Here is a 17,913-nt window from a genome sequence, read left to right on the forward strand (position 1 = left end):
AGAGCGAATTAGAGGGGGCCGCGCGCCCCCTTTTTTCTTACCCGCCGAAGAGGTCCAGCCCCAGCCAGATCAGGGCGACCGCTTCGAACACGGTCCAGAGCACGCCGACCCAGCGCCAGAATGTCGGCCCCGCCTCCGCGCGCCAGACCGAGCGGACCAGACCGATCAGCACTGCGATCCGGTAGATCCCGGCAGCCACGGCGAAGCTTCCGAAGAACGCGCCGAGATGGCCCGGCGAGATCAGCGCGGTGAACAGCGCGAGGATCACTATCAACGGCACCACCACCAGCGCGGGCCCGTAATTGCCCGCCCAGAACGTATCTCCCGGCGCGAGCCGCCCGGCGAAGAGATCGCCGAACCATTTCGGGGTGAAGAATTTTGCGCGCTCCTCGAAGATCGCTTCGAGTTCCTCGTGGTCGGGTTCGGCCATCTGCTTCCCTTTCAATTCGCGGAACTGTGACAAGAAACCCGTAGCCCCGCAAGGCGACGCGCTGCCGCGGTCAGCGTCTGGAGTGACCAAAACGTGACTGAACTTCAAGGCCTTCCGCCGCTTTGGAGCAATGGAGGGGCGATATTTACCGGAGGTGCGTCATGGACCAATCATCCATTTTTCCCACATCAGATTTCTGGCCGCTCGCGATCGGCTTTCTATCGCTCTCGATCAACTATTTCGTCCAGGGCGGCGCGGCCGTCGCGAACGGCCCGAGCTGGTCCGGCGACCCGCTGGCGCAGGAGCGCACCTTGGGGCTTTGGGGCATCTTTCTCGGCGGGTTCGGCCAGCTTCTGACCGGCATCTACCTGATGATCGGCCTGACTTGGTTCCCGGTCTTCGCCAATGCCGCGCCGCTCTACATGGCGGCTGTCGCCTTCTCGCTCTACGGCATCCACTGGTTCGTCATCGGCCTGCGTCGCTACACCCATTCCGATCCCGGGCCCGAGGCGTGGATGGCGATCCCGCTGTTTGGTCTGAGCGCGATGGGCACGATCTCGTTCTGGGGCAATGGCGACATTCCCGCTGCGATCCTCTTCATCGGCCTGATGCTGATCTATCTCGCCGAATTCGGCGCGCGCTGGACCAAAAGCGAGACGGCGGAAAAAGCGGGCGGCGTGTTCCAGCTGCTGACCGGCGTGTGGCTCTTCTACCTCGCCTGGGGCGTGACGATGAACATGGCCAACGGCGCCAGCTACTGGGTGTAACCCCCGCAAAAAAGAACCCCCGGCGCATAGGCCGGGGGTCCAATCTCGTCGCTGTCGTGCAGATCAGTTGCGCGACTTGTCGACCATCTTGCCCTTGGAGATCCAGGGCATCATGGCGCGCAGCTTCTCGCCGACTTGCTCGATTTCGTGCTCGTCGTTGATGCGACGGGTCGCCTTGAAGAAGGGCTGGCCGACCGCGTTTTCCTGCATGAAGTCACGCACGAATTTGCCGGTCTGGATGTCGGTCAGGACGTCCTTCATGCGCTTCTTGGTTTCCTCGTAGGGGAGGATGCGCGGACCCGAGACATACTCGCCGTATTCGGCGGTGTTCGAGATCGAGTAGTTCATGTTCGCGATGCCGCCTTCATAGATCAGGTCGACGATCAGCTTCACTTCGTGGAGGCACTCGAAATAGGCCATTTCCGGCTCGTAACCGGCTTCCACGAGGGTCTCGAAGCCCATGCGGATCAGCTCGACGAGGCCGCCGCAGAGAACCGCTTGCTCGCCGAAGAGGTCGGTTTCGCATTCCTGACGGAAGTTGGTCTCGATGATGCCCGAGCGGCCGCCACCGATGGCGGAGCAGTAGCTCAGCGCGATGTCCTGCGCCTTGCCGGTCGCGTCGTTTTCGACCGCGAAGAGGCACGGCACGCCGCCGCCCTTGGTGTATTCGCCACGCACGGTGTGACCCGGGCCTTTCGGCGCCATCATGATCACGTCGATGCCGGGCTTCGGCTCGATCAGGCCGAAATGCACGTTCAGACCGTGGGCGAACGCGATCGCCGAGCCGTCTTTCAGGTTGTCATGGACATACTTCTTGTAGGTCTCGGCCTGAAGTTCGTCGGGCATGGTGAACATGATGACGTCGCACCAGGCAGCCGCTTCGGCGATACCCATCACCTGCAGGCCTTCGGCTTCGGCTTTCGCTTTCGAGGGCGAGCCGTCGCGCAGCGCAACGGCCACGTTCTTCGCGCCCGAGTCGCGCAGGTTCAGCGCGTGGGCGTGGCCCTGCGAGCCATAGCCGAGAATGGCGACTTTCTTGTCCTTGATCAGGTTCACATCGCAATCGCGATCATAATAGACGCGCATGGCGTTCCTCCTTTTTGTCTGAGGGTGAGAATAGGAGGTTCTGCGGAAATATGCGTTCAGAAGTTGAGTGTATCTGCTAAAGGGGATAAAAGTCATTCGCGTTCTTGGATAAATTCGGAAAAATCATGCAGATTGACGATACGGACCGACGGATATTGCGTCAGATGATGGCGGAGCCGGGTCTCCCCTCGGCCGAGTTGGCCGAGCGCGCGGGCGTCACGCCCGCGACCTGTTGGCGCCGGATCGAGAAGCTGCGCGAAGGCGGGGTGATCCGCGGGGAAGAGGCGCTGATCGACTGGCACGCGCTCGGCTGGGCGGTCGAGGTGTCCCTGCGCTTCACCTTGGATAAGACCAACCCGCGCGCTTTCGACGAATTCACCGCCGCCGCGCGTGAGGTTCCGGAAGTGATTGAAATCCAAAGCTTCCTCGGCTCCACAGATATGCGCCTGCAGGTCATCGCCCGCGACATGGCGCACTATCAGGAGATCTACCGCAACCGCATTCTGACCCTGCCGCATATCGCCGAACTCGACGCCCTGATGCTGATCTCGACGATCAAATCCAGTGCGGAGCTGCCGATATGAGCCTTGATCTCGACGATTTCGACCGCCAGCTGCTGCGGGCGCTGAGCCGCGATTCCACGCAGAGCGCGGGCGCGTTGGGGCGCAAGCTCGGCCTCTCTCAGCCCGCGACATGGCGCCGAATCCGTCGGATGCAGGAGGCGGGCGTGATCGCGGGGCGCCGCGTGATCGTCGATCCCGAGGCGCTGGGCTTCGGCGTGACGGTGTTTCTGGGCGTGAAGCTCGCCGCGAAAGGCCGCGTCAGCCTTGAGGATTTCGAACGCGCGGTGACCGCGATCCCCGAGGTGCAGCTCGTGCAGCACGTCCTCGGGCTCTTCGATTACCGGCTGCGCGTCACTGCGCGCGATCTGCCCGATTTCGAACGGGTTTTGCGGCGTCGGATCATGACCTTGCCCGGTGTCGGGCAGGTCGAGGCGAATGTGCTGCTCAACGAAGAACGCCGCCCCGGTCCCTTGGGGTGATTCATTACAGTTGAAAAATTGGGCAAATTGCGCGTGAAATGGGCGCAGCTGCCGTTGTGCCTTGGTCAAAGCCAAATCTGCGCGAGCAAGGCATGGACCGCTCCGTTGGTGCGGTTTTGGATCGGGAGGGAGGGACCCATGTTCGACGCGAAAATACAGACTACGGCTGCAGTCGAGATGCAGCGTTCGCGCGGCGTGGCGCGGGCCGCCTTTTCCGGTGCGCGGCTGACCGGCCTCCATCAAAGCGGGTCCGCGAAAGCCATTCTGCCGCGCGTTCCGGGCGCGGCAGAAGTGGTTTTCCTGAATACTTCCGGTGGTTTGGCCTCTGGAGATCGGCTTTCCTACAAGACCGATCTGGAAAATGGCGCGAAGCTCGTGGCGACGACCCAAGCCGCCGAGCGCGCCTATCGCGCCGATGGTGATCAGGCGCAGGTCGAGGTGCATCACACTGTCGGCGCCGGGTGCCATCTCGATTGGTTGCCGCAGGAAACGATCCTGTTCGATCGCTCGAAGCTTGCGCGCGACACGACGATTTCGCTGGCCGCCGACGCGTCCTGCCTGATGCTCGAGGCGGTGGTTCTGGGCCGGATCGCGATGGGTGAGCAGGTGCAGGACTTGCAGTTTTTCGACATGCGCCGGATCGATCGCGCCGGAAAGCCTGTGTTTTTCGAGCCCTTCTTGCTGAATTCCAACATTTTGGCCAAGGGCGCGCGCAGTGCGGTTCTGGGCGAGGCGCGCGCTTTCGCGACGCTCGTCCTGTGCCAGCAAGGTGCGGAAGACGCGGTGGAGCCCCTGCGCGCGGTGCTCGATGAGCCGGGCGTCGAGGGCGCGGCTTCGGGCTTCGACGGGAAATGCGTCATTCGCCTTCTCGCGCGAGACGGTTGGCCGATGCGGCGACAAATTCTACGACTTTTCAATACGTTGCGACGCGGTGAAGCGGCGCCGCGCGTGTGGCAGATCTGAGGGAATACGATGAACCTGACACCGAGGGAAAAGGACAAGCTGCTGATCAGCGTTGCTGCGATGGTCGCGCGCAATCGGCTGGAACGCGGCGTGAAGCTCAATCACCCGGAAGCCATTGCAATCATTTCGGATTTCGTCGTCGAGGGGGCCCGCGAAGGGCGCTCCGTCGCCGATCTGATGGAGGCGGGGGCAGGGGTGATCTCGGCCGATCAATGCATGGAGGGCATCCCCGAGATGATCCATTCCATCCAGGTCGAAGCGACCTTCCCGGACGGCACGAAGCTCGTCACCGTCCACCATCCGATCCGCTGAGATAAGTTCAGCTTATACAGACCGAACCGAAATAAGTTTTTCTAATGAAAGGCCGTCCGATGAAATTTGTAGCTGCTCTCGCCGTCCTCGCGCCCACTGCCGCGCTGGCCCATCCCGGCCACAGCGCGGGAAGCACATGGTTCTTTCACGACGGTCCTCTGATCGGGCTGCTCGCGCTCGCAGCGGTCGCCTATGTCGGACCGGAACTGGCGCGCGCGCTGCGTCGCAACAAGGAGTGAGCCGATGATTCCCGGAGAAATCCTGCCCTCGGCGGGCGAGATCACGCTGAATGAGGGCTGCGAGGCGATCACGCTGATGGTCGCCAATACGGGCGACCGGCCGGTGCAGGTCGGCTCGCATTACCATTTCGCGGAGACCAATCCGGGGTTGGAGTTCGACCGGGACGCCGCGCGCGGCTACCGGCTGGACATCGCGGCCGGAACGGCGGTGCGGTTCGAGCCGGGCCAGAGCCGCGAAGTGCGGCTGGTGCCCTATCGCGGCTCGCGTGAAGTCTATGGATTCAATCAGAAAGTTATGGGGGCGCTCTGATGCCGGCCACGATCTCGCGTAGCACCTATGCCGATATGTTCGGCCCCACCACCGGCGACCGGGTGCGGCTCGCCGATACCGATCTGATCATCGAGGTCGAGCGCGACCTGACCACCTATGGCGAGGAGGTCAAGTTCGGCGGCGGCAAGGTGATCCGCGACGGCATGGGCCAGAGCCAGATCTCCCGCGCGGGCGGCGCGGTCGATACTGTCATCACCAATGCGCTGATTGTGGACCATTCGGGAATCTACAAGGCGGATGTCGGCCTGAAGAGTGGGCAGATCGTGGCGATCGGCAAGGCGGGCAATCCCGACACCCAGCCGAATGTCGACATCATCATCGGGCCGGGGACGGAAGTCATTGCCGGGGAAGGGAAAATCCTGACCGCTGGCGGGTTCGACGCGCATATCCATTTCATCTGCCCGCAGCAGATCGAGGATGCGCTGGCGTCGGGGATGACGACGATGCTGGGCGGCGGCACGGGCCCCGCGCATGGCACGCTGGCCACGACCTGCACGCCGGGGCCTTGGCACATCGCGCGGATGCTGCAGAGCTTCGACGCGCTGCCGGTCAACCTCGCGCTGTCGGGCAAGGGCAATGCCTCGCGCCCCGAGGCGCTGGTCGAGATGGTCGAGGGCGGCGCCTGCGCGCTGAAACTGCACGAGGATTGGGGCACGACGCCGGGCGCGATCGATTGCTGCCTGTCGGTGGCCGACGACATGGACGTGCAGGTGATGATCCACACCGACACGCTCAACGAGAGCGGCTTCGTCGAGAATACGCTCGCCGCGATCAAGGGACGTACGATCCACGCCTTCCACACCGAAGGCGCGGGGGGCGGCCACGCGCCGGACATCCTGAAGGTGGTGAGTGCGCCGAATGTGATCCCGTCTTCGACCAACCCGACGCGGCCCTATACCGGCAACACGATCGAAGAGCATCTCGATATGCTGATGGTGTGCCATCACCTCGACAATAAGGTGCCCGAGGATGTGGCCTTCGCCGAAAGCCGCATCCGGAAAGAGACGATTGCGGCCGAGGATATCCTGCATGACATGGGCGCGATGTCGATCATCAGCTCGGACAGTCAGGCGATGGGGCGCGTGGGCGAGGTGATCATTCGCTGCTGGCAGACGGCGGACAAGATGCGCAAACAGCGCGGGCGGTTGCCGGAAGAGCAGGGCGACAATGACAACGTGCGGGTGAAGCGGTTCATCGCGAAGTACACGATCAATCCGGCGATCACCCACGGGATGAGCCAGCATATCGGCTCTATCGAGGTGGGGAAGCGTGCCGATCTGGTGCTGTGGAACCCGGCCTTCTTCGGCGCGAAGCCCGAGATGGTGCTGATCGGGGGCTCGATTGTCTCGGCGCAGATGGGCGATCCGAACGGCTCGATCCCGGCACAGCCTTTCTATACGCGCAATATGTTCGGGGCGCTGGGTGGCGCGCGGCACGCGAGTTCCGTCACCTTCGTCAGTCAGGCGGCGCAGGCCAACGGGCTGGCGGCGAGCCTTGGTCTGCAAAAGCAGGCGCTTGCCGTCGAGGGTACGCGCGGCATCGGCAAGGCGCAGATGATCCACAATGCGGCGACGCCCGAGATCGACGTGCATCCCGAGACCTATGAGGTGCGCGCGGATGGCGAATTGCTGACCTGCGCGCCCGCGGAGGTTCTGCCGCTGGCACAGCGTTACTTCCTCTTCTGAGGATGGCGTCAGCCGCCGGATACGAGGCGCAGCCCGACGTTGACGGGTCTGTCCCGGACGAGTTCGGGCAGGCGGTTCCGCGTCGGATCATGCGGTCGGGTCTGCAGCGTGCGGGTCACTTTCTCGCGCTGAAAGGCCGGGTCGGAGCGGATTTCGGGCGGCAGCAGGCGCGGCTCCAGCACCTGGCGGCGGCTGGTGACGATCTCCACCTTCGTCCAGCGGCCGAGACAGGGCATGTCTGGCTGGGTAAGATAGGCCTCGCGCAGCTCTGCCTCGCGGCGTTTGAGTTGTGCGATCTGCGCGCGGATCTGGGCCAGCTCGTCCGCGGGAGTGCGCGGTTCGAAGCAATGGTGGAACATTGAAAGACTCCTTTGCTGCAGAGCAGTCTGCGGTCGGAGGTTTGAGAAAGCGTTAAGGGGAGCCGAGAGAATGAGCGATTATCCCAAGGCCGAGAAAGTGGCGCCGAAAGGTGCCTGGCAGGCGGCGGTCGATTATGTGGCGCTGGATTACGAGGGGCGGTTTCTGCGCCGCAAGCGGCTGGTTGCGGGCTCGGGCGCGGGGTTTCTCGTGGATCTGCCGGAGGTGACGAACCTCACGGGCGGCGAGGCCTTAGTGCTGGAGGACGGTCGCTTCATCGAGGTGCGTCCCGCGCTGGAGCCGGTGCTGGTTGTAAAGGGCGATCTGACGCGGCTGGCTTGGCATATCGGCAACCGTCACACGCCCTGCCAGATCGAGGCGGAGCGGCTGGTGATCCGCGCCGATCATGTGCTGGAAGCGATGCTGAAGCAGCTGTGCGCGGAGGTGTCGCCCGCGGTCGAGACCTTCCAACCTGAGGGTGGCGCCTATGGGATGGGGCGCACGATGGGGCATGAGCACGGGCATTCGCATCACCATGGGCATTCCCATGACCACGACCATTCGCACAGCCACGACCATCATCACGACCATGCCTGATCCGACCGCCTCCCTCTCGCTGATGCAATGGCTCTCCCCGGCCTTTCCGACCGGGGCGTTCGCCTATTCGCATGGGCTGGAGCAGGCGGTGGCGGCGGGCGAGATCGGGGACGCGGCGGGGTTCGCGCTATGGCTGGGGGACGTGCTGGAGCATGGCGCGGGCTGGTCGGATGCGGTGCTGCTGGCCTGCGGGTTGCGCGGCGGCGATCTCGACGAGCTGGATGCGCTGGGCCGCGCGATGGCGGGTTCGGCCGAGCGGCTGCGCGAGACGGCGGAGCAGGGGGCGGCCTTCACGCTGGCGCAGGCGGGGTTGCGGGGCGTGGAGCTGCCGTCGCGAATCTTGCCGGTCGCACTGGCCGAGGCGGCGCGCGATCTGGACATGCCCGCCGCGCAGGTGATTTCCCTTTTTCAACATTCTTTCGCGTCGAACCTCGTCTCTGCGGCGATCCGGCTTGTCCCTTTGGGGCAAATCGCGGGACAAACGGTTCTGAGCGACCTGCACGGAAAAATCGCCAAGATCGCGGCACGCGCGGCGCAGGCGGAGCTGACTGACCTAAGCTTCAGCGCCTTTCGCGCCGAGGTCTCGGCCATGAAACACGAGACGCTCGATGTGCGTCTCTTCAAGACTTGAGGTGAGGATATGGGCAACGGACCTTTACGCGTGGGAATTGGCGGACCGGTGGGCGTGGGCAAGACCACGCTGACCGAGCAGCTGGCGCGGGCCTTGGCGTCGCGCGTGTCGATGGCGGTTGTGACGAACGACATCTATACGCGCGAGGATGCCGAGGCGCTGATGCGCGCGCAGGTGCTGCCGGGCGAGCGTATTCGCGGTGTCGAGACGGGCGGCTGCCCGCATACGGCGATCCGTGAGGATGCGTCGATTAATCTGGCGGCCATCGCCGATCTGACCGCGAAACTCCCCGATCTGGAACTGGTGCTGATCGAGAGCGGCGGCGACAATCTGGCGGCAACCTTCTCGCCGGAACTGGCCGATCTGACGATCTATGTGATCGACACGGCGGCGGGGCAGGACATTCCGCGCAAGCGGGGGCCGGGGCTGACGAAGTCCGATCTTCTGGTGGTGAACAAGGTGGACCTCGCGCCGCATGTGGGGGTCGATCTGGCGCAGCTCGAGGCGGATACGCAAACCGCGCGCGGGTCGAAACCCTATGTCATGGCGCGGCTGCGCCAAGGTGCGGGCATCGAGGAGATCGTCGCGTTTCTCGAGCGCGAGGGTGGTTTGGCGCTGAAACCGATTCCGGCCTGATGACGAAATAGTTGCTCATTAATTGGGCGAAAACTTACGAATTGTGCGAAAACTTCGGCAGACCCGCCCAACCGGCGGGTTTTTTGCTGCGTGGAGCCGGAATTTTTTGCCGCGTCGCAGCGCGAAGGATTGGATGTCGGAGGCGCTCGGCTGTGCGCCCTTGGTCGGAGGGATGGCCTCGACCGTTACCAATAGTGGAGGTTCGACACCTGCAGAATGAGCCCATCAAGGGCCGCGCAGGGTCGACGCTAACGAGGGAAATGAAATGATCAATCGGCGTAAACTTATGATGTCTGCGGCTCTGGCCGGGGCCATGTCGATGAGCGGGGGCATTGCCTTCGCGCAGGAGGACGACAAGATCAAAGTTGGCGTTCTGCACTCGCTGTCGGGCACGATGGCGATCTCGGAAACCACGCTGAAGGACACGGTCCTGATGCTGGTCGAAGAGCAGAACAAGAAAGGCGGCATCAACGGCAAGATGCTCGAGGCGGTCGTGGTCGACCCGGCCTCCGACTGGCCGCTGTTCGCCGAAAAGGCGCGCGAGCTGATCACCGTGGACAAGGTCGACGTAATCTTCGGGTGCTGGACCTCGGTGTCGCGTAAATCGGTTCTGCCGGTCCTTGAGGAACTCAACGGGCTGCTGTTCTACCCGGTGCAGTACGAGGGCGAGGAAAGCTCGCGCAACGTGTTCTACACCGGTGCTGCCCCGAACCAGCAGGCGATCCCGGCGGTGGATTACTTCCTCGAAGAGCTTGGCGTCGAGAAATTCGCGCTGCTGGGCACGGACTATGTCTATCCGCGCACCACGAACAACATTCTTGAAGCCTATCTGCAGGACAAGGGCATCGCGAAGGAAGATATCTTCGTGAACTACACGCCCTTCGGTCAGTCGGACTGGTCGAAGATCGTCTCCGACGTGAAGGCGCTGGGCGCGGACGGCAAGAAGGTCGGCGTGATCTCGACGATCAACGGCGACGCGAATATCGGCTTCTACAAGGAACTCGCAGCTTCCGGCATCACCGCCGAGGACATCCCCGTCGTGGCCTTCTCGGTCGGCGAAGAGGAATTGTCCGGTCTGGGTGAGGCGGATCTCAAGAACCTCGTCGGTCAGCTGGCCGCGTGGAACTACTTCGAGAGCGCCGACACGCCCGAGAACGCGGCCTTCATCAAGCAGTGGCACGCCTTCACCGGCGACGACAGCCGCGTGACCAACGACCCGATGGAAGCCACCTATATCGGCTTCAACATGTGGGTGCAGGCGGTCGAGCAGGTCGGCTCCACCAATGTCGACGAAGTCATCGCCGCGATGCCGGGGCAGGAATTCCCGAACCTCACCGGCTCCACCGCGAAGATGCTGCCGAACCACCACCTGACCAAGCCGGTCCTCATCGGCGAGATTATGGAAGACGGTCAGTTCGACATCATCTCGCAGACCGATCCCGTGCCGGGCGACGCCTGGACCGACTTCCTGCCGGAATCGGCGGTGCTCAAGTCGGATTGGCCGGGTCTCGATTGCGGCATGTACAACACCGAGACCGAAACCTGCGTTCAGAAGAAGTCGAACTACTGATCGTGTCTTGGCCGGGAGGGGTGCGCCTCTCCCGGCCGTTTCATCCTAAGGGGACGGGATGCGCAAGTTTTTGATCGCGCTCGGGATTGTTCTGGCATTGGCTCTGCCGGGGCTGGCGCAGGACGCGGGCGACGCGCCGCAGGCGGAGGCCACGCAAAGCGAAGCCACGGGGCTGCGCGCCGTCCTTCAGAACTATGCCAAGCAGATCGCCAAGCCGTCGCGCCGCACGATCGGCCCGGTCATCGAGGCGGTCGCCGGTTCGGGCGAGGGGGCCTCGCGCTTCCTGCAGGCCTGGTCCGACAAGCGCGTCGGGCTGCGCGAAAGCGACGGCGCCTTCTTCATCGTGAAGAAATCCGGCAGCGAATACGAGCTGAGCGATCCGGTCACCGGAGAACCCGCCGGCACCGCGCCAAAATCCGACATCAAGGAAGTGAAGCCGAATTCCGGCGTCCGCGCCGAGATCGGCGTGGCGCTGGTGCGGTTTCTGCTCAGCGACCCAGATCCGAAGAAACGCCGCGAGGCGCTGACCGCGATCGACCGCAACGGCGAGGCCTCGCATCTGGCGCCTCTGCGCGCCTCGATCCCCGACGAGCCCGATCCCGCGATCAAGGCGGAAAAACAGCGGCTGGAACGCCTGCTGACGATCCGCTTCGGCAAGGATGCCGAAGAGCGCGTCGCGGCGATCGACAGTTTCGGGGCCGATCTGGGGCTGGACTTCCGCGCGACGCTGAACCCGCTGGTGGCGACGACCCGCAAGGTGTTCGAAGGCGCGCCCGAGGGCAATGTTGCGGAAACGCTCAAGCCGGGTCGCGATATCCCCGAAGATGAGGCCTATGCGATGCTGGTCTCGGCCGATCTGGCGCCCGCGCGGATTTCGGCATCCGAGATGCAGCAGGCTTTGGCCGCGCATGTCGAGAACGGTCAGGTGGGCGGGCTGCCACTGGCTGCAATGGCCGATCCGGTCAAGCGCGAGGAGGCCTATGCGACGCTGGCCGCTGCCGGCGAGGTGCCGCAGCGGCTGACCGATGCGGAGGCTGAGAAACTCGTCGCAGATCACCAATTCGCCGATATCTATGCAGAGCCAGACCCCGAAGTGACCACCGCCGCCGAGGCCGCACTGACCCGGGTGAGCCGCACGGTTGCGGGGATGCAGACGGTCGATCTCGGCCTCGATGCGCTCTCGCTCGCCTCGATCTACTTCCTCGCGGCCATCGGGCTTGCGATCACCTTCGGGGTGATGGGCGTGATCAACATGGCCCATGGCGAGTTCATCACGATGGGCGCCTATACGGGCTATGTCGTGCAGCTCTTCGTGCCCGACTACACGCTGTCGATCCTTATCGCGCTGCCGCTGGCCTTTGCGATCACCTTCGGGGCCGGTGTCGCGATGGAGCGGCTGGTGATCCGGTACCTCTATAAGCGCCCGCTGGAGACGTTGCTCGCGACCTTCGGCATCTCGATCGCGCTGCAGCAGCTGTTCAAGAATATCTTCGGGACCCAAGCGCGTCCGCTGACCTCGCCGCCCTGGCTGGAGGGGGCGTGGACGCTCAACGACGTGGTGTCGATCAGCTATATCCGCATCGCGATCTTCGTGCTCGCGCTGATCTTCCTCGCCCTCTACCTCTGGGTGATGCGCAAGACCCGCCTCGGGCTGGAGGTCCGCGCGGTCACGCAGAACCCGTCGATGGCGGCGTCTATGGGCATCAACCCGGATCGCATCAACATGCTCGCCTTCGGGTTTGGGTCTGGCATCGCCGGGATCGCGGGCGTCGCCATCGGGCTTTTCGCGAAAGTCACCTCCGAGATGGGGCAGGACTATATCGTGCAGTCGTTCATGACGGTCGTGGTCGGCGGCGTCGGTTCGATCTTCGGCACGCTGGCGGGCGCCACGCTGATCGGCGTGCTGCAAAAGGGGATCGAATGGCTCAACCCGTCGAATACGCTCGCGGCGCAGACCTACATGATCCTCTTCATCATCATCTTCATCCAGTTCCGCCCGCGCGGCATCATCGCGCTCAAGGGCCGGGCCGCGGGGGATTGAGCATGGCACACACCCTTATCCCTTCCTCTTGGTCCAAATATCCCGCGGGGGCGCGGGGGTGCGAAACCCCCGCCGCAACATCGGAGGTCCGCGCATGAAATCCGGATTTCTCGCCAAGAACCCCTCCGTCTTGTGGTTCCTGCTGATCCTCGCGGTCTTCACGCTGGGCGTCACTTTCCTCTCCCATGCCTACGGGCCGGGGGCGATCTCGACCTCGATGGTCAAGACGCTGGGCAAGACGCTGTGTCTGTGCCTGATCGCCATCGCGATGGATCTGGTCTGGGGCTATACGGGCATCCTGTCGCTCGGCCATTTCGCCTTCTTCGGGCTGGGCGGCTACATGATCGGCATGTGGCTCATGTATGAGCGCACCCGCGACATCGTGCTGAAATCCGCAGGCGAGTTCCCGATGACCCCGCAGGAGGTCAATGACGCGATCGGCACGCAGATCTTCGGCGTGGTGGGCGGATCGGACCTTCCTGCGATCTGGACCTTCGCGGGCAACCTGCCGATGCAGCTGTTGTTCGTGGTGCTGGTGCCGGGGCTCTTGGCGCTGATCTTCGGCTGGCTCGCGTTCCGCTCGCGGGTGACGGGCGTGTATCTGTCGATCCTGACGCAGGCGATGACGCTGGCGCTGTCGCTCTACCTCTTCCAGAACGAGAGCGGGCTGCGCGGCAATAACGGGCTTTCGGGGCTGCAGAACATTCCGGGCGTGAGCGCCGGGCAGGATCACCTCTCGATCTGGTTCCTCTGGGCCTCGGCTCTGGCGCTGGGGCTGGGCTATATCGCCGCGTCGCTGATCGTGTCGGGCAAGTTCGGCTCGGTCATTCGCGGCATCCGCGATGACGAGGCGCGGGTGCGCTTCCTTGGTTATTCGGTCGAGGGCTACAAGCTGTTCGTCTTCACCCTGACGGCGGTGATCGCGGCCATTGCGGGGGCGCTCTATTACCCGCAGGCGGGGATCATCAACCCGGGCGAGATGGCACCCATCGCGTCGATCTACCTCGCGGTCTGGGTCGCGATCGGCGGGCGCGGGCGGCTCTATGGCGCGGTGATGGGGGCGGCCTTCGTCTCCATCGTCTCGAGCTGGTTCACCGGCGGCCGCGTGCCCGATCTGCCGCTCGGTTTCTACACGATCGACTGGGTCGATTGGTGGCAGGTGCTGTTGGGGCTCGCCTTCGTGCTGGTGACCTTGTTCGCACCGAAGGGGCTGTCGGGGCTAATCGATCTCTTCGAGGGCATCCGCCGTCCGAACCGCCATGGCGCGCCGCTCGGGCCGGATAAGGGCTCCTTCCGGGAAGAGGAGGCGCAGGAATGAATGTCGCGATCAAACCGGGGGCAGGGGCGCAGACCCTGCTGGAGGTCTCCGGCATCTCCGTCAGCTTCGACGGGTTCAAGGCTATCAACAATCTCAGCTTCAATATCGGTCCGACCGAGCTGCGCGCGGTGATTGGGCCGAACGGGGCGGGCAAGACGACCTTCATGGATATCGTGACCGGCAAGACCCGGCCCGACGAGGGCTCTGTGCTGTGGGGGGAAAGCTCCACCAACCTGCTGCGGCTTAACGAGGCGAAGATCGCGCGGATCGGGATCGGGCGGAAATTCCAGAAGCCCACCGTGTTCGAGGATCAGACCGTCACCGAGAACCTGATGATGGCGCTGAAGGCCAATCGCAGCCCCTTCGCGGTGCTGGGATGGAAGGCGGGGGATGCCGATCGTGCGCGCGTCGAAGAGATCGCGGCGCAGGTGGGCCTCGCCGATCAACTGCCGCGCAAATCGGGCGAGCTGAGCCACGGGCAGAAGCAATGGCTGGAGATCGGGATGCTCTTGGCGCAGGAGCCGAAGCTGCTGCTGGTCGATGAACCCGCGGCGGGGATGACCTTGGCCGAGCGCGAGCAGACGACTGCGCTGCTGGTCGATCTGGCGCGCGATCATGCCGTGGTCGTGGTCGAGCATGACATGGAATTCGTGCGCCGTCTGAACTGCAAGGTGACGGTGCTGCATGAGGGGTCGGTTCTGGCGGAAGGCTCGCTCGACCATGTGACCGCCGACAAACGCGTGATCGAGGTGTATCTTGGCCGCTGATCTGACAAAACCCGCGATGCTGAAGACCGAGGGGCTGACGCTCCATTACGGAGGCAGCCAGATTCTGCACGGGATCGACATGGTGGCGCGTGCGGGCGAGGTGACCTGCATCATGGGCACGAACGGGGTGGGCAAGACCTCGCTGCTGAAGGCGATCTCGGGGACGCATCTGCGCTCGGGCGGGTCTGTTACGCTCGATGGCGCCGAGATGGGCCGGGTGCCGCCGCAGGCGATGGCGAAGGCGGGGCTGGGCTATGTGCCGCAGGGCCGGATGATCTTCCCGCTGTTGACGGTGCGCGAGAACATGGAGACGGCTTTCGCCTGCCTGCCGAAATCTGAGCATGTCATCCCGGATGAGATTTACGAGCTCTTTCCGATCCTGAAGGACTTCCTCAATCGCCGGGGTGGGGACCTCTCGGGCGGGCAACAACAGCAGCTGGCGATTGCGCGGGCGATGCTGATGAAGCCGAAGCTGTTGTTGCTGGATGAGCCCACCGAGGGCATCCAGCCCAACATCATCCAGCAGATCGGGCGGGTGATCTCCTATCTGCGCGAGAAGGGTGATATGGCGATCGTGCTGGTCGAGCAGTATTTCGACTTCGCGCATGATCTGGGCGATAGCTTCTACGTGCTCAAGCGCGGCGCGGTCGCGATGGAGGGCACGAAAGAAACCCTGACGCGCGAGGCATTGCGCGAGGTTGTCAGCGTGTGAGGCAGGCGGCGCGGCGCGCTCCGCGCCAAGGGGAGCTTCATGCCCCATCACTGTCCGTCGCCTGAACACGGCTGCGAGACCCTGTCTTTTATCTAATTGCCCGACTCGCCCCTTTGGGCGCATCCTTTCCGCAAGGTCAGGTCTGTTTGGACGTAAGGCCGGACCTCAGGGAGAGACGCGCCGGGAGGGGCGCGTCTGTTAGGGAGGGAGAAACCCATGAAACGCGTTCTTATTCTGGCCGCGCTTGGCGCGCTGGCCAGCTCTTCGGCTGTTGTTGCTCAGGAGGTCTCGGTGGAGCGGGGCAAACTGGTCTCGATCACCTCAGGTTGCCACGACTGCCACACGGCCGGTTACAACGAGTCTGGCGGCAAGATCGACCCGGAGGCGGCGCTCAAAGGCGTGCCGCTTGGCTGGCAGGGGCCGTGGGGCACGACCTACGCGGTCAATTTGCGCCTTGAGATCAAGGACATGGACGAGGACGGTTTCGTGGAATACGCGAAGACCTTCGACGCTAAGCCGCCGATGCCGTTCTACAACGTGCATGCGATGCCCGAGAGCGATCTGCGCTCGCTCTACCAGTACATCAAATCGCTCGGGGAACCGGGGGAGCCGATGCCCGAGGTCTTGCCGCCGGGGGAGGCTCCTACGACGCCCTATATCGTGATGGCGCCGCCGATGATGCCGAACTAGGGCGGCGCGGTTTGCGCCATCGGCCCGAATGATCGGCATCAATTCCGAGATCCGCACGCAGCTGCTATCCTGTCAGGAGAGGAGGCGTGATGATCCGAGCCATCGTCATAGGGCTTGCACTGTTATGTCCGGCAGCGGCCGGGGCCTGTCCCGCGCCGCTGCCTATGTCCGTGCCCGATGCGGTGACGGAAGCGCTCGCCGCGTGGATCGAGGCGCATAGCGACTACACGGTGCCCCAAGGCACGCCTGCGATCTTCATGTGCCAGAGCGGGGAGGTCATCACCTATGAGGGGCACGACCTTCTGGTCGATTCCGATCTGCGCGCGGCCTATGATCTGGTGGAGGATCGAATCTTTCTCGTCGGGCCTTGGTCCGAAGATGATCCGATGCAGCTTTCCTCGCTGCTGCATGAGTTGATCCACCGGGCGCAGTTCCACGCACGCGACTGGCCCTGTCCGGCGGCGGCCGAGCCGGAAGCCTACCGGTTGCAGGAGGCGTGGCTGGCCGAGCGGGGGATCGATCCGGGCTTTGAATGGGTCGAGATTTACCTGCATGCACGCTGTCCTTCGGACCGTCACCCGTAGGACGCGCATCGCGAGATCGCAAAAGGTTCCCAAGATTACATTCCTGTAAGCGGATTGTTGCCAACCCGCTGATGCGCGGCGAAATTCTCCTTCGGCGAAGGGGGTATTCGGGGCTATGGAGGAGGTAACGAAGACGCAACAATTCGACATCGACAGTGATCGCCCATGCTCTCTATCTCTGACCTTGCGGGCCGTGCGGCCCCCCTCTCGCTTGTTCTGATCGCGGCGCTGACCGTCTCGGCCTGCACCCCGACCAGCGGCGACCGGATGGGCTTTGCCAGCGCGCGGGATCAGGCGAGCTCCGTTAACCTCGAACGCCGCGCCTACGCTGTCGAAGTGGCCAAGCAGATGCGCGCCAAGCGCCAGCGTGTCTGGTGTGTGCCGTTTGCGCGCAACGCCTCGGGGATCGACATTCGCGGCAATGCCAAGACGTGGTGGTCGCAGGCCAAGGGGCTCTATGCACGCGGTCATCAGCCGAAGGTCGGTGCGGTGATGGCGTTCTCGGCGACCGGTCGTAATCCGCTGGGTCATATCGCGGTGGTCTCGGGCGTCGACTCGCCGCGTCAGATCCGGGTCGATCACGCGAATTGGGAGCGTAACAAGGTGTCGCTCGACATGGTCGTGGTGGATGTCTCCGAGAAGAATGACTGGAGCCGCGTGCGGGTCATGAGCAATCCCGGCGCGCTGGGCCGCGTCTATCCGATCACCGGGTTCATCTCGAAAGGCTGAGGCCGAAGGGGGCGGGGGCGCTCAGCCCTCGCTCGTCAGCCGTTCGGCCTTTTTGCGCACCAGCACGCTGCGCAGGTCGTGCATCGTCAGCAACAGCGTATCCGTGATCTCTTCGAGCTGCGCATCGGTCGCCTTCGACTGCGCCCATTGCGTGACGAGATTGAGGTGATCGACCGCGCGCAGGATGTCGTCGACATCGCGCTGGGCGAGCACCTCGCGGCGATGCGCCATCCACGCCTCGATCTCGGCGCGGTCTTCCTCGGTCAGAACCCGGTCGCCCTGCGGTTTGATCTCGCCGTTGCGGATGTTGATATTGGCGATCGGGTCCATCTCGATCCGGCGCTGACGGTTCTCGGTATCGACGCGAAACACCGTCGCGCCGTTTTCCTTCACCCGGAAGTAATACTCGGGCAAGTCAGTCATTCG

The 17,913-nt window shown here is 63.8% G+C and carries 23 protein-coding genes; 19 read left to right on the forward strand and 4 right to left on the reverse strand.

From position 1 onward, the window contains the following. Positions 1-37: 37 nt before the first annotated feature. Positions 38-430 (reverse strand): hypothetical protein, encoded by a 393-nt coding sequence (locus BMI85_RS13270; protein ID WP_078601637.1) that lies wholly within the window; start codon positions 428-430, stop codon positions 38-40. A gap of 161 nt (positions 431-591) precedes the next feature. Here BMI85_RS13270 and BMI85_RS13275 point away from each other — a divergent pair, with 161 nt between their 5' ends. Next, positions 592-1,197: a hypothetical protein gene (locus BMI85_RS13275; protein ID WP_078548034.1), complete on the forward strand. Its 606-nt coding sequence runs from the start codon at positions 592-594 to the stop codon at positions 1,195-1,197. Positions 1,198-1,260: 63 nt separating this feature from the next. Here the strand turns inward: BMI85_RS13275 and ilvC are convergent, their stop codons facing one another. After that, positions 1,261-2,379, reverse strand: coding sequence for a ketol-acid reductoisomerase (gene ilvC, locus BMI85_RS13280; protein WP_281481113.1), 1,119 nt, complete (start codon positions 2,377-2,379; stop codon positions 1,261-1,263). Between the two features lie 29 nt (positions 2,380-2,408). Here ilvC and BMI85_RS13285 point away from each other — a divergent pair, with 29 nt between their 5' ends. The 7 genes from BMI85_RS13285 (at position 2,409) to ureC (ending at position 6,855) form a co-directional block, all read left to right on the forward strand. Continuing rightward, complete coding sequence (locus BMI85_RS13285) at positions 2,409-2,867, forward strand: Lrp/AsnC family transcriptional regulator (protein WP_078520268.1); 459 nt, start codon at positions 2,409-2,411, stop codon at positions 2,865-2,867. After that, positions 2,864-3,325, forward strand: a complete 462-nt coding sequence (locus BMI85_RS13290; RefSeq protein WP_078520267.1) for an Lrp/AsnC family transcriptional regulator — start codon at positions 2,864-2,866, stop codon at positions 3,323-3,325. The genes BMI85_RS13285 and BMI85_RS13290 overlap by 4 nt, the downstream gene beginning before the upstream one ends. Before the next feature lie 177 nt (positions 3,326-3,502). Next, the gene (locus tag BMI85_RS13295; protein WP_168174794.1) at positions 3,503-4,288 is read left to right on the forward strand and encodes an urease accessory protein UreD; all 786 of its coding nucleotides are present in this window, start codon (positions 3,503-3,505) and stop codon (positions 4,286-4,288) included. A 9-nt stretch (positions 4,289-4,297) separates the two neighbouring features. Next, positions 4,298-4,600 (forward strand): urease subunit gamma, encoded by a 303-nt coding sequence (locus BMI85_RS13300; protein WP_075776945.1) that lies wholly within the window; start codon positions 4,298-4,300, stop codon positions 4,598-4,600. A 59-nt stretch (positions 4,601-4,659) separates the two neighbouring features. Further along, positions 4,660-4,839, forward strand: coding sequence for a hypothetical protein (locus BMI85_RS13305; protein WP_134330715.1), 180 nt, complete (start codon positions 4,660-4,662; stop codon positions 4,837-4,839). Positions 4,840-4,843: 4 nt separating this feature from the next. Beyond that, positions 4,844-5,149 carry an urease subunit beta gene (locus tag BMI85_RS13310; protein WP_078601639.1) on the forward strand — a complete coding sequence of 102 codons (306 nt, stop codon included), beginning with the start codon at positions 4,844-4,846 and terminating at the stop codon, positions 5,147-5,149. Beyond that, a complete protein-coding gene (gene ureC / locus BMI85_RS13315; RefSeq protein ID WP_078601640.1) occupies positions 5,149-6,855 on the forward strand; it encodes an urease subunit alpha in 1,707 nt (568 codons plus the stop codon). Before BMI85_RS13310 ends, ureC begins: the two co-directional genes overlap by 1 nt. An 8-nt stretch (positions 6,856-6,863) precedes the next feature. Here the strand turns inward: ureC and BMI85_RS13320 are convergent, their stop codons facing one another. Continuing rightward, complete coding sequence (locus tag BMI85_RS13320; protein ID WP_078520262.1) at positions 6,864-7,214, reverse strand: hypothetical protein; 351 nt, start codon at positions 7,212-7,214, stop codon at positions 6,864-6,866. A 70-nt stretch (positions 7,215-7,284) separates the two neighbouring features. Between BMI85_RS13320 and BMI85_RS13325 the strand changes: the two genes are divergently transcribed. The 11 genes from BMI85_RS13325 (at position 7,285) to BMI85_RS13375 (ending at position 17,487) form a co-directional block, all read left to right on the forward strand. Further along, complete coding sequence (locus BMI85_RS13325) at positions 7,285-7,809, forward strand: urease accessory protein UreE (protein WP_078601641.1); 525 nt, start codon at positions 7,285-7,287, stop codon at positions 7,807-7,809. Then, positions 7,802-8,440: an urease accessory UreF family protein gene (locus BMI85_RS13330; protein WP_078601642.1), complete on the forward strand. Its 639-nt coding sequence runs from the start codon at positions 7,802-7,804 to the stop codon at positions 8,438-8,440. Before BMI85_RS13325 ends, BMI85_RS13330 begins: the two co-directional genes overlap by 8 nt. A 9-nt stretch (positions 8,441-8,449) precedes the next feature. Then, entirely contained in the window at positions 8,450-9,076 is a 627-nt protein-coding gene (gene ureG / locus BMI85_RS13335; RefSeq protein WP_078601643.1) for an urease accessory protein UreG, read from the forward strand. 289 nt (positions 9,077-9,365) lie between these two features. Beyond that, positions 9,366-10,646, forward strand: coding sequence for an urea ABC transporter substrate-binding protein (urtA, locus tag BMI85_RS13340; RefSeq protein ID WP_168173992.1), 1,281 nt, complete (start codon positions 9,366-9,368; stop codon positions 10,644-10,646). Positions 10,647-10,704: 58 nt separating this feature from the next. Next, positions 10,705-12,687, forward strand: a complete 1,983-nt coding sequence (gene urtB, locus BMI85_RS13345; protein WP_078601644.1) for an urea ABC transporter permease subunit UrtB — start codon at positions 10,705-10,707, stop codon at positions 12,685-12,687. 94 nt (positions 12,688-12,781) lie between these two features. Beyond that, positions 12,782-14,005: an urea ABC transporter permease subunit UrtC gene (urtC, locus tag BMI85_RS13350; protein WP_078601645.1), complete on the forward strand. Its 1,224-nt coding sequence runs from the start codon at positions 12,782-12,784 to the stop codon at positions 14,003-14,005. After that, on the forward strand, positions 14,002-14,772 hold the full coding sequence (gene urtD, locus BMI85_RS13355) for an urea ABC transporter ATP-binding protein UrtD (RefSeq protein ID WP_078541842.1): 771 nt from the start codon (positions 14,002-14,004) through the stop codon (positions 14,770-14,772). Before urtC ends, urtD begins: the two co-directional genes overlap by 4 nt. A 16-nt stretch (positions 14,773-14,788) precedes the next feature. Beyond that, entirely contained in the window at positions 14,789-15,484 is a 696-nt protein-coding gene (urtE, locus tag BMI85_RS13360; protein WP_075776995.1) for an urea ABC transporter ATP-binding subunit UrtE, read from the forward strand. A 216-nt stretch (positions 15,485-15,700) separates the two neighbouring features. Then, on the forward strand, positions 15,701-16,174 hold the full coding sequence (locus BMI85_RS13365) for a c-type cytochrome (protein ID WP_078601646.1): 474 nt from the start codon (positions 15,701-15,703) through the stop codon (positions 16,172-16,174). Positions 16,175-16,263: 89 nt separating this feature from the next. Then, positions 16,264-16,758, forward strand: a complete 495-nt coding sequence (locus BMI85_RS13370; RefSeq protein ID WP_143595083.1) for a DUF6647 family protein — start codon at positions 16,264-16,266, stop codon at positions 16,756-16,758. A 165-nt stretch (positions 16,759-16,923) separates the two neighbouring features. Next, positions 16,924-17,487 (forward strand): CHAP domain-containing protein, encoded by a 564-nt coding sequence (locus BMI85_RS13375; RefSeq protein ID WP_078601648.1) that lies wholly within the window; start codon positions 16,924-16,926, stop codon positions 17,485-17,487. A gap of 21 nt (positions 17,488-17,508) precedes the next feature. Here the strand turns inward: BMI85_RS13375 and BMI85_RS13380 are convergent, their stop codons facing one another. Beyond that, complete coding sequence (locus tag BMI85_RS13380) at positions 17,509-17,910, reverse strand: hypothetical protein (protein ID WP_078520251.1); 402 nt, start codon at positions 17,908-17,910, stop codon at positions 17,509-17,511. Positions 17,911-17,913 lie beyond the last annotated feature (3 nt).

The sequence above is a fragment of the Thioclava sp. DLFJ4-1 genome (assembly GCF_002020145.1).
Taxonomy (GTDB): Bacteria; Pseudomonadota; Alphaproteobacteria; order Rhodobacterales; family Rhodobacteraceae; genus Thioclava; species Thioclava sediminum.

Bases quoted from the DNA above. Each gene is read 5' to 3' on its own strand.
- BMI85_RS13270 (WP_078601637.1), bottom strand. From the start codon at position 430: ATGGCCGAACCCGACCACGAGGAACTCGAAGCGATCTTCGAGGAGCGC.
- BMI85_RS13275 (WP_078548034.1), top strand. From the start codon at position 592: ATGGACCAATCATCCATTTTTCCCACATCAGATTTCTGGCCGCTCGCG.
- ilvC (WP_281481113.1), bottom strand. From the start codon at position 2,379: ATGACTTTTATCCCCTTTAGCAGATACACTCAACTTCTGAACGCATAT.
- BMI85_RS13285 (WP_078520268.1), top strand. From the start codon at position 2,409: ATGCAGATTGACGATACGGACCGACGGATATTGCGTCAGATGATGGCG.
- BMI85_RS13290 (WP_078520267.1), top strand. From the start codon at position 2,864: ATGAGCCTTGATCTCGACGATTTCGACCGCCAGCTGCTGCGGGCGCTG.
- BMI85_RS13295 (WP_168174794.1), top strand. From the start codon at position 3,503: ATGCAGCGTTCGCGCGGCGTGGCGCGGGCCGCCTTTTCCGGTGCGCGG.
- BMI85_RS13300 (WP_075776945.1), top strand. From the start codon at position 4,298: ATGAACCTGACACCGAGGGAAAAGGACAAGCTGCTGATCAGCGTTGCT.
- BMI85_RS13305 (WP_134330715.1), top strand. From the start codon at position 4,660: ATGAAATTTGTAGCTGCTCTCGCCGTCCTCGCGCCCACTGCCGCGCTG.
- BMI85_RS13310 (WP_078601639.1), top strand. From the start codon at position 4,844: ATGATTCCCGGAGAAATCCTGCCCTCGGCGGGCGAGATCACGCTGAAT.
- ureC (WP_078601640.1), top strand. From the start codon at position 5,149: ATGCCGGCCACGATCTCGCGTAGCACCTATGCCGATATGTTCGGCCCC.
- BMI85_RS13320 (WP_078520262.1), bottom strand. From the start codon at position 7,214: ATGTTCCACCATTGCTTCGAACCGCGCACTCCCGCGGACGAGCTGGCC.
- BMI85_RS13325 (WP_078601641.1), top strand. From the start codon at position 7,285: ATGAGCGATTATCCCAAGGCCGAGAAAGTGGCGCCGAAAGGTGCCTGG.
- BMI85_RS13330 (WP_078601642.1), top strand. From the start codon at position 7,802: ATGCCTGATCCGACCGCCTCCCTCTCGCTGATGCAATGGCTCTCCCCG.
- ureG (WP_078601643.1), top strand. From the start codon at position 8,450: ATGGGCAACGGACCTTTACGCGTGGGAATTGGCGGACCGGTGGGCGTG.
- urtA (WP_168173992.1), top strand. From the start codon at position 9,366: ATGTCTGCGGCTCTGGCCGGGGCCATGTCGATGAGCGGGGGCATTGCC.
- urtB (WP_078601644.1), top strand. From the start codon at position 10,705: ATGCGCAAGTTTTTGATCGCGCTCGGGATTGTTCTGGCATTGGCTCTG.
- urtC (WP_078601645.1), top strand. From the start codon at position 12,782: ATGAAATCCGGATTTCTCGCCAAGAACCCCTCCGTCTTGTGGTTCCTG.
- urtD (WP_078541842.1), top strand. From the start codon at position 14,002: ATGAATGTCGCGATCAAACCGGGGGCAGGGGCGCAGACCCTGCTGGAG.
- urtE (WP_075776995.1), top strand. From the start codon at position 14,789: ATGCTGAAGACCGAGGGGCTGACGCTCCATTACGGAGGCAGCCAGATT.
- BMI85_RS13365 (WP_078601646.1), top strand. From the start codon at position 15,701: ATGAAACGCGTTCTTATTCTGGCCGCGCTTGGCGCGCTGGCCAGCTCT.
- BMI85_RS13370 (WP_143595083.1), top strand. From the start codon at position 16,264: ATGATCCGAGCCATCGTCATAGGGCTTGCACTGTTATGTCCGGCAGCG.
- BMI85_RS13375 (WP_078601648.1), top strand. From the start codon at position 16,924: ATGCTCTCTATCTCTGACCTTGCGGGCCGTGCGGCCCCCCTCTCGCTT.
- BMI85_RS13380 (WP_078520251.1), bottom strand. From the start codon at position 17,910: ATGACTGACTTGCCCGAGTATTACTTCCGGGTGAAGGAAAACGGCGCG.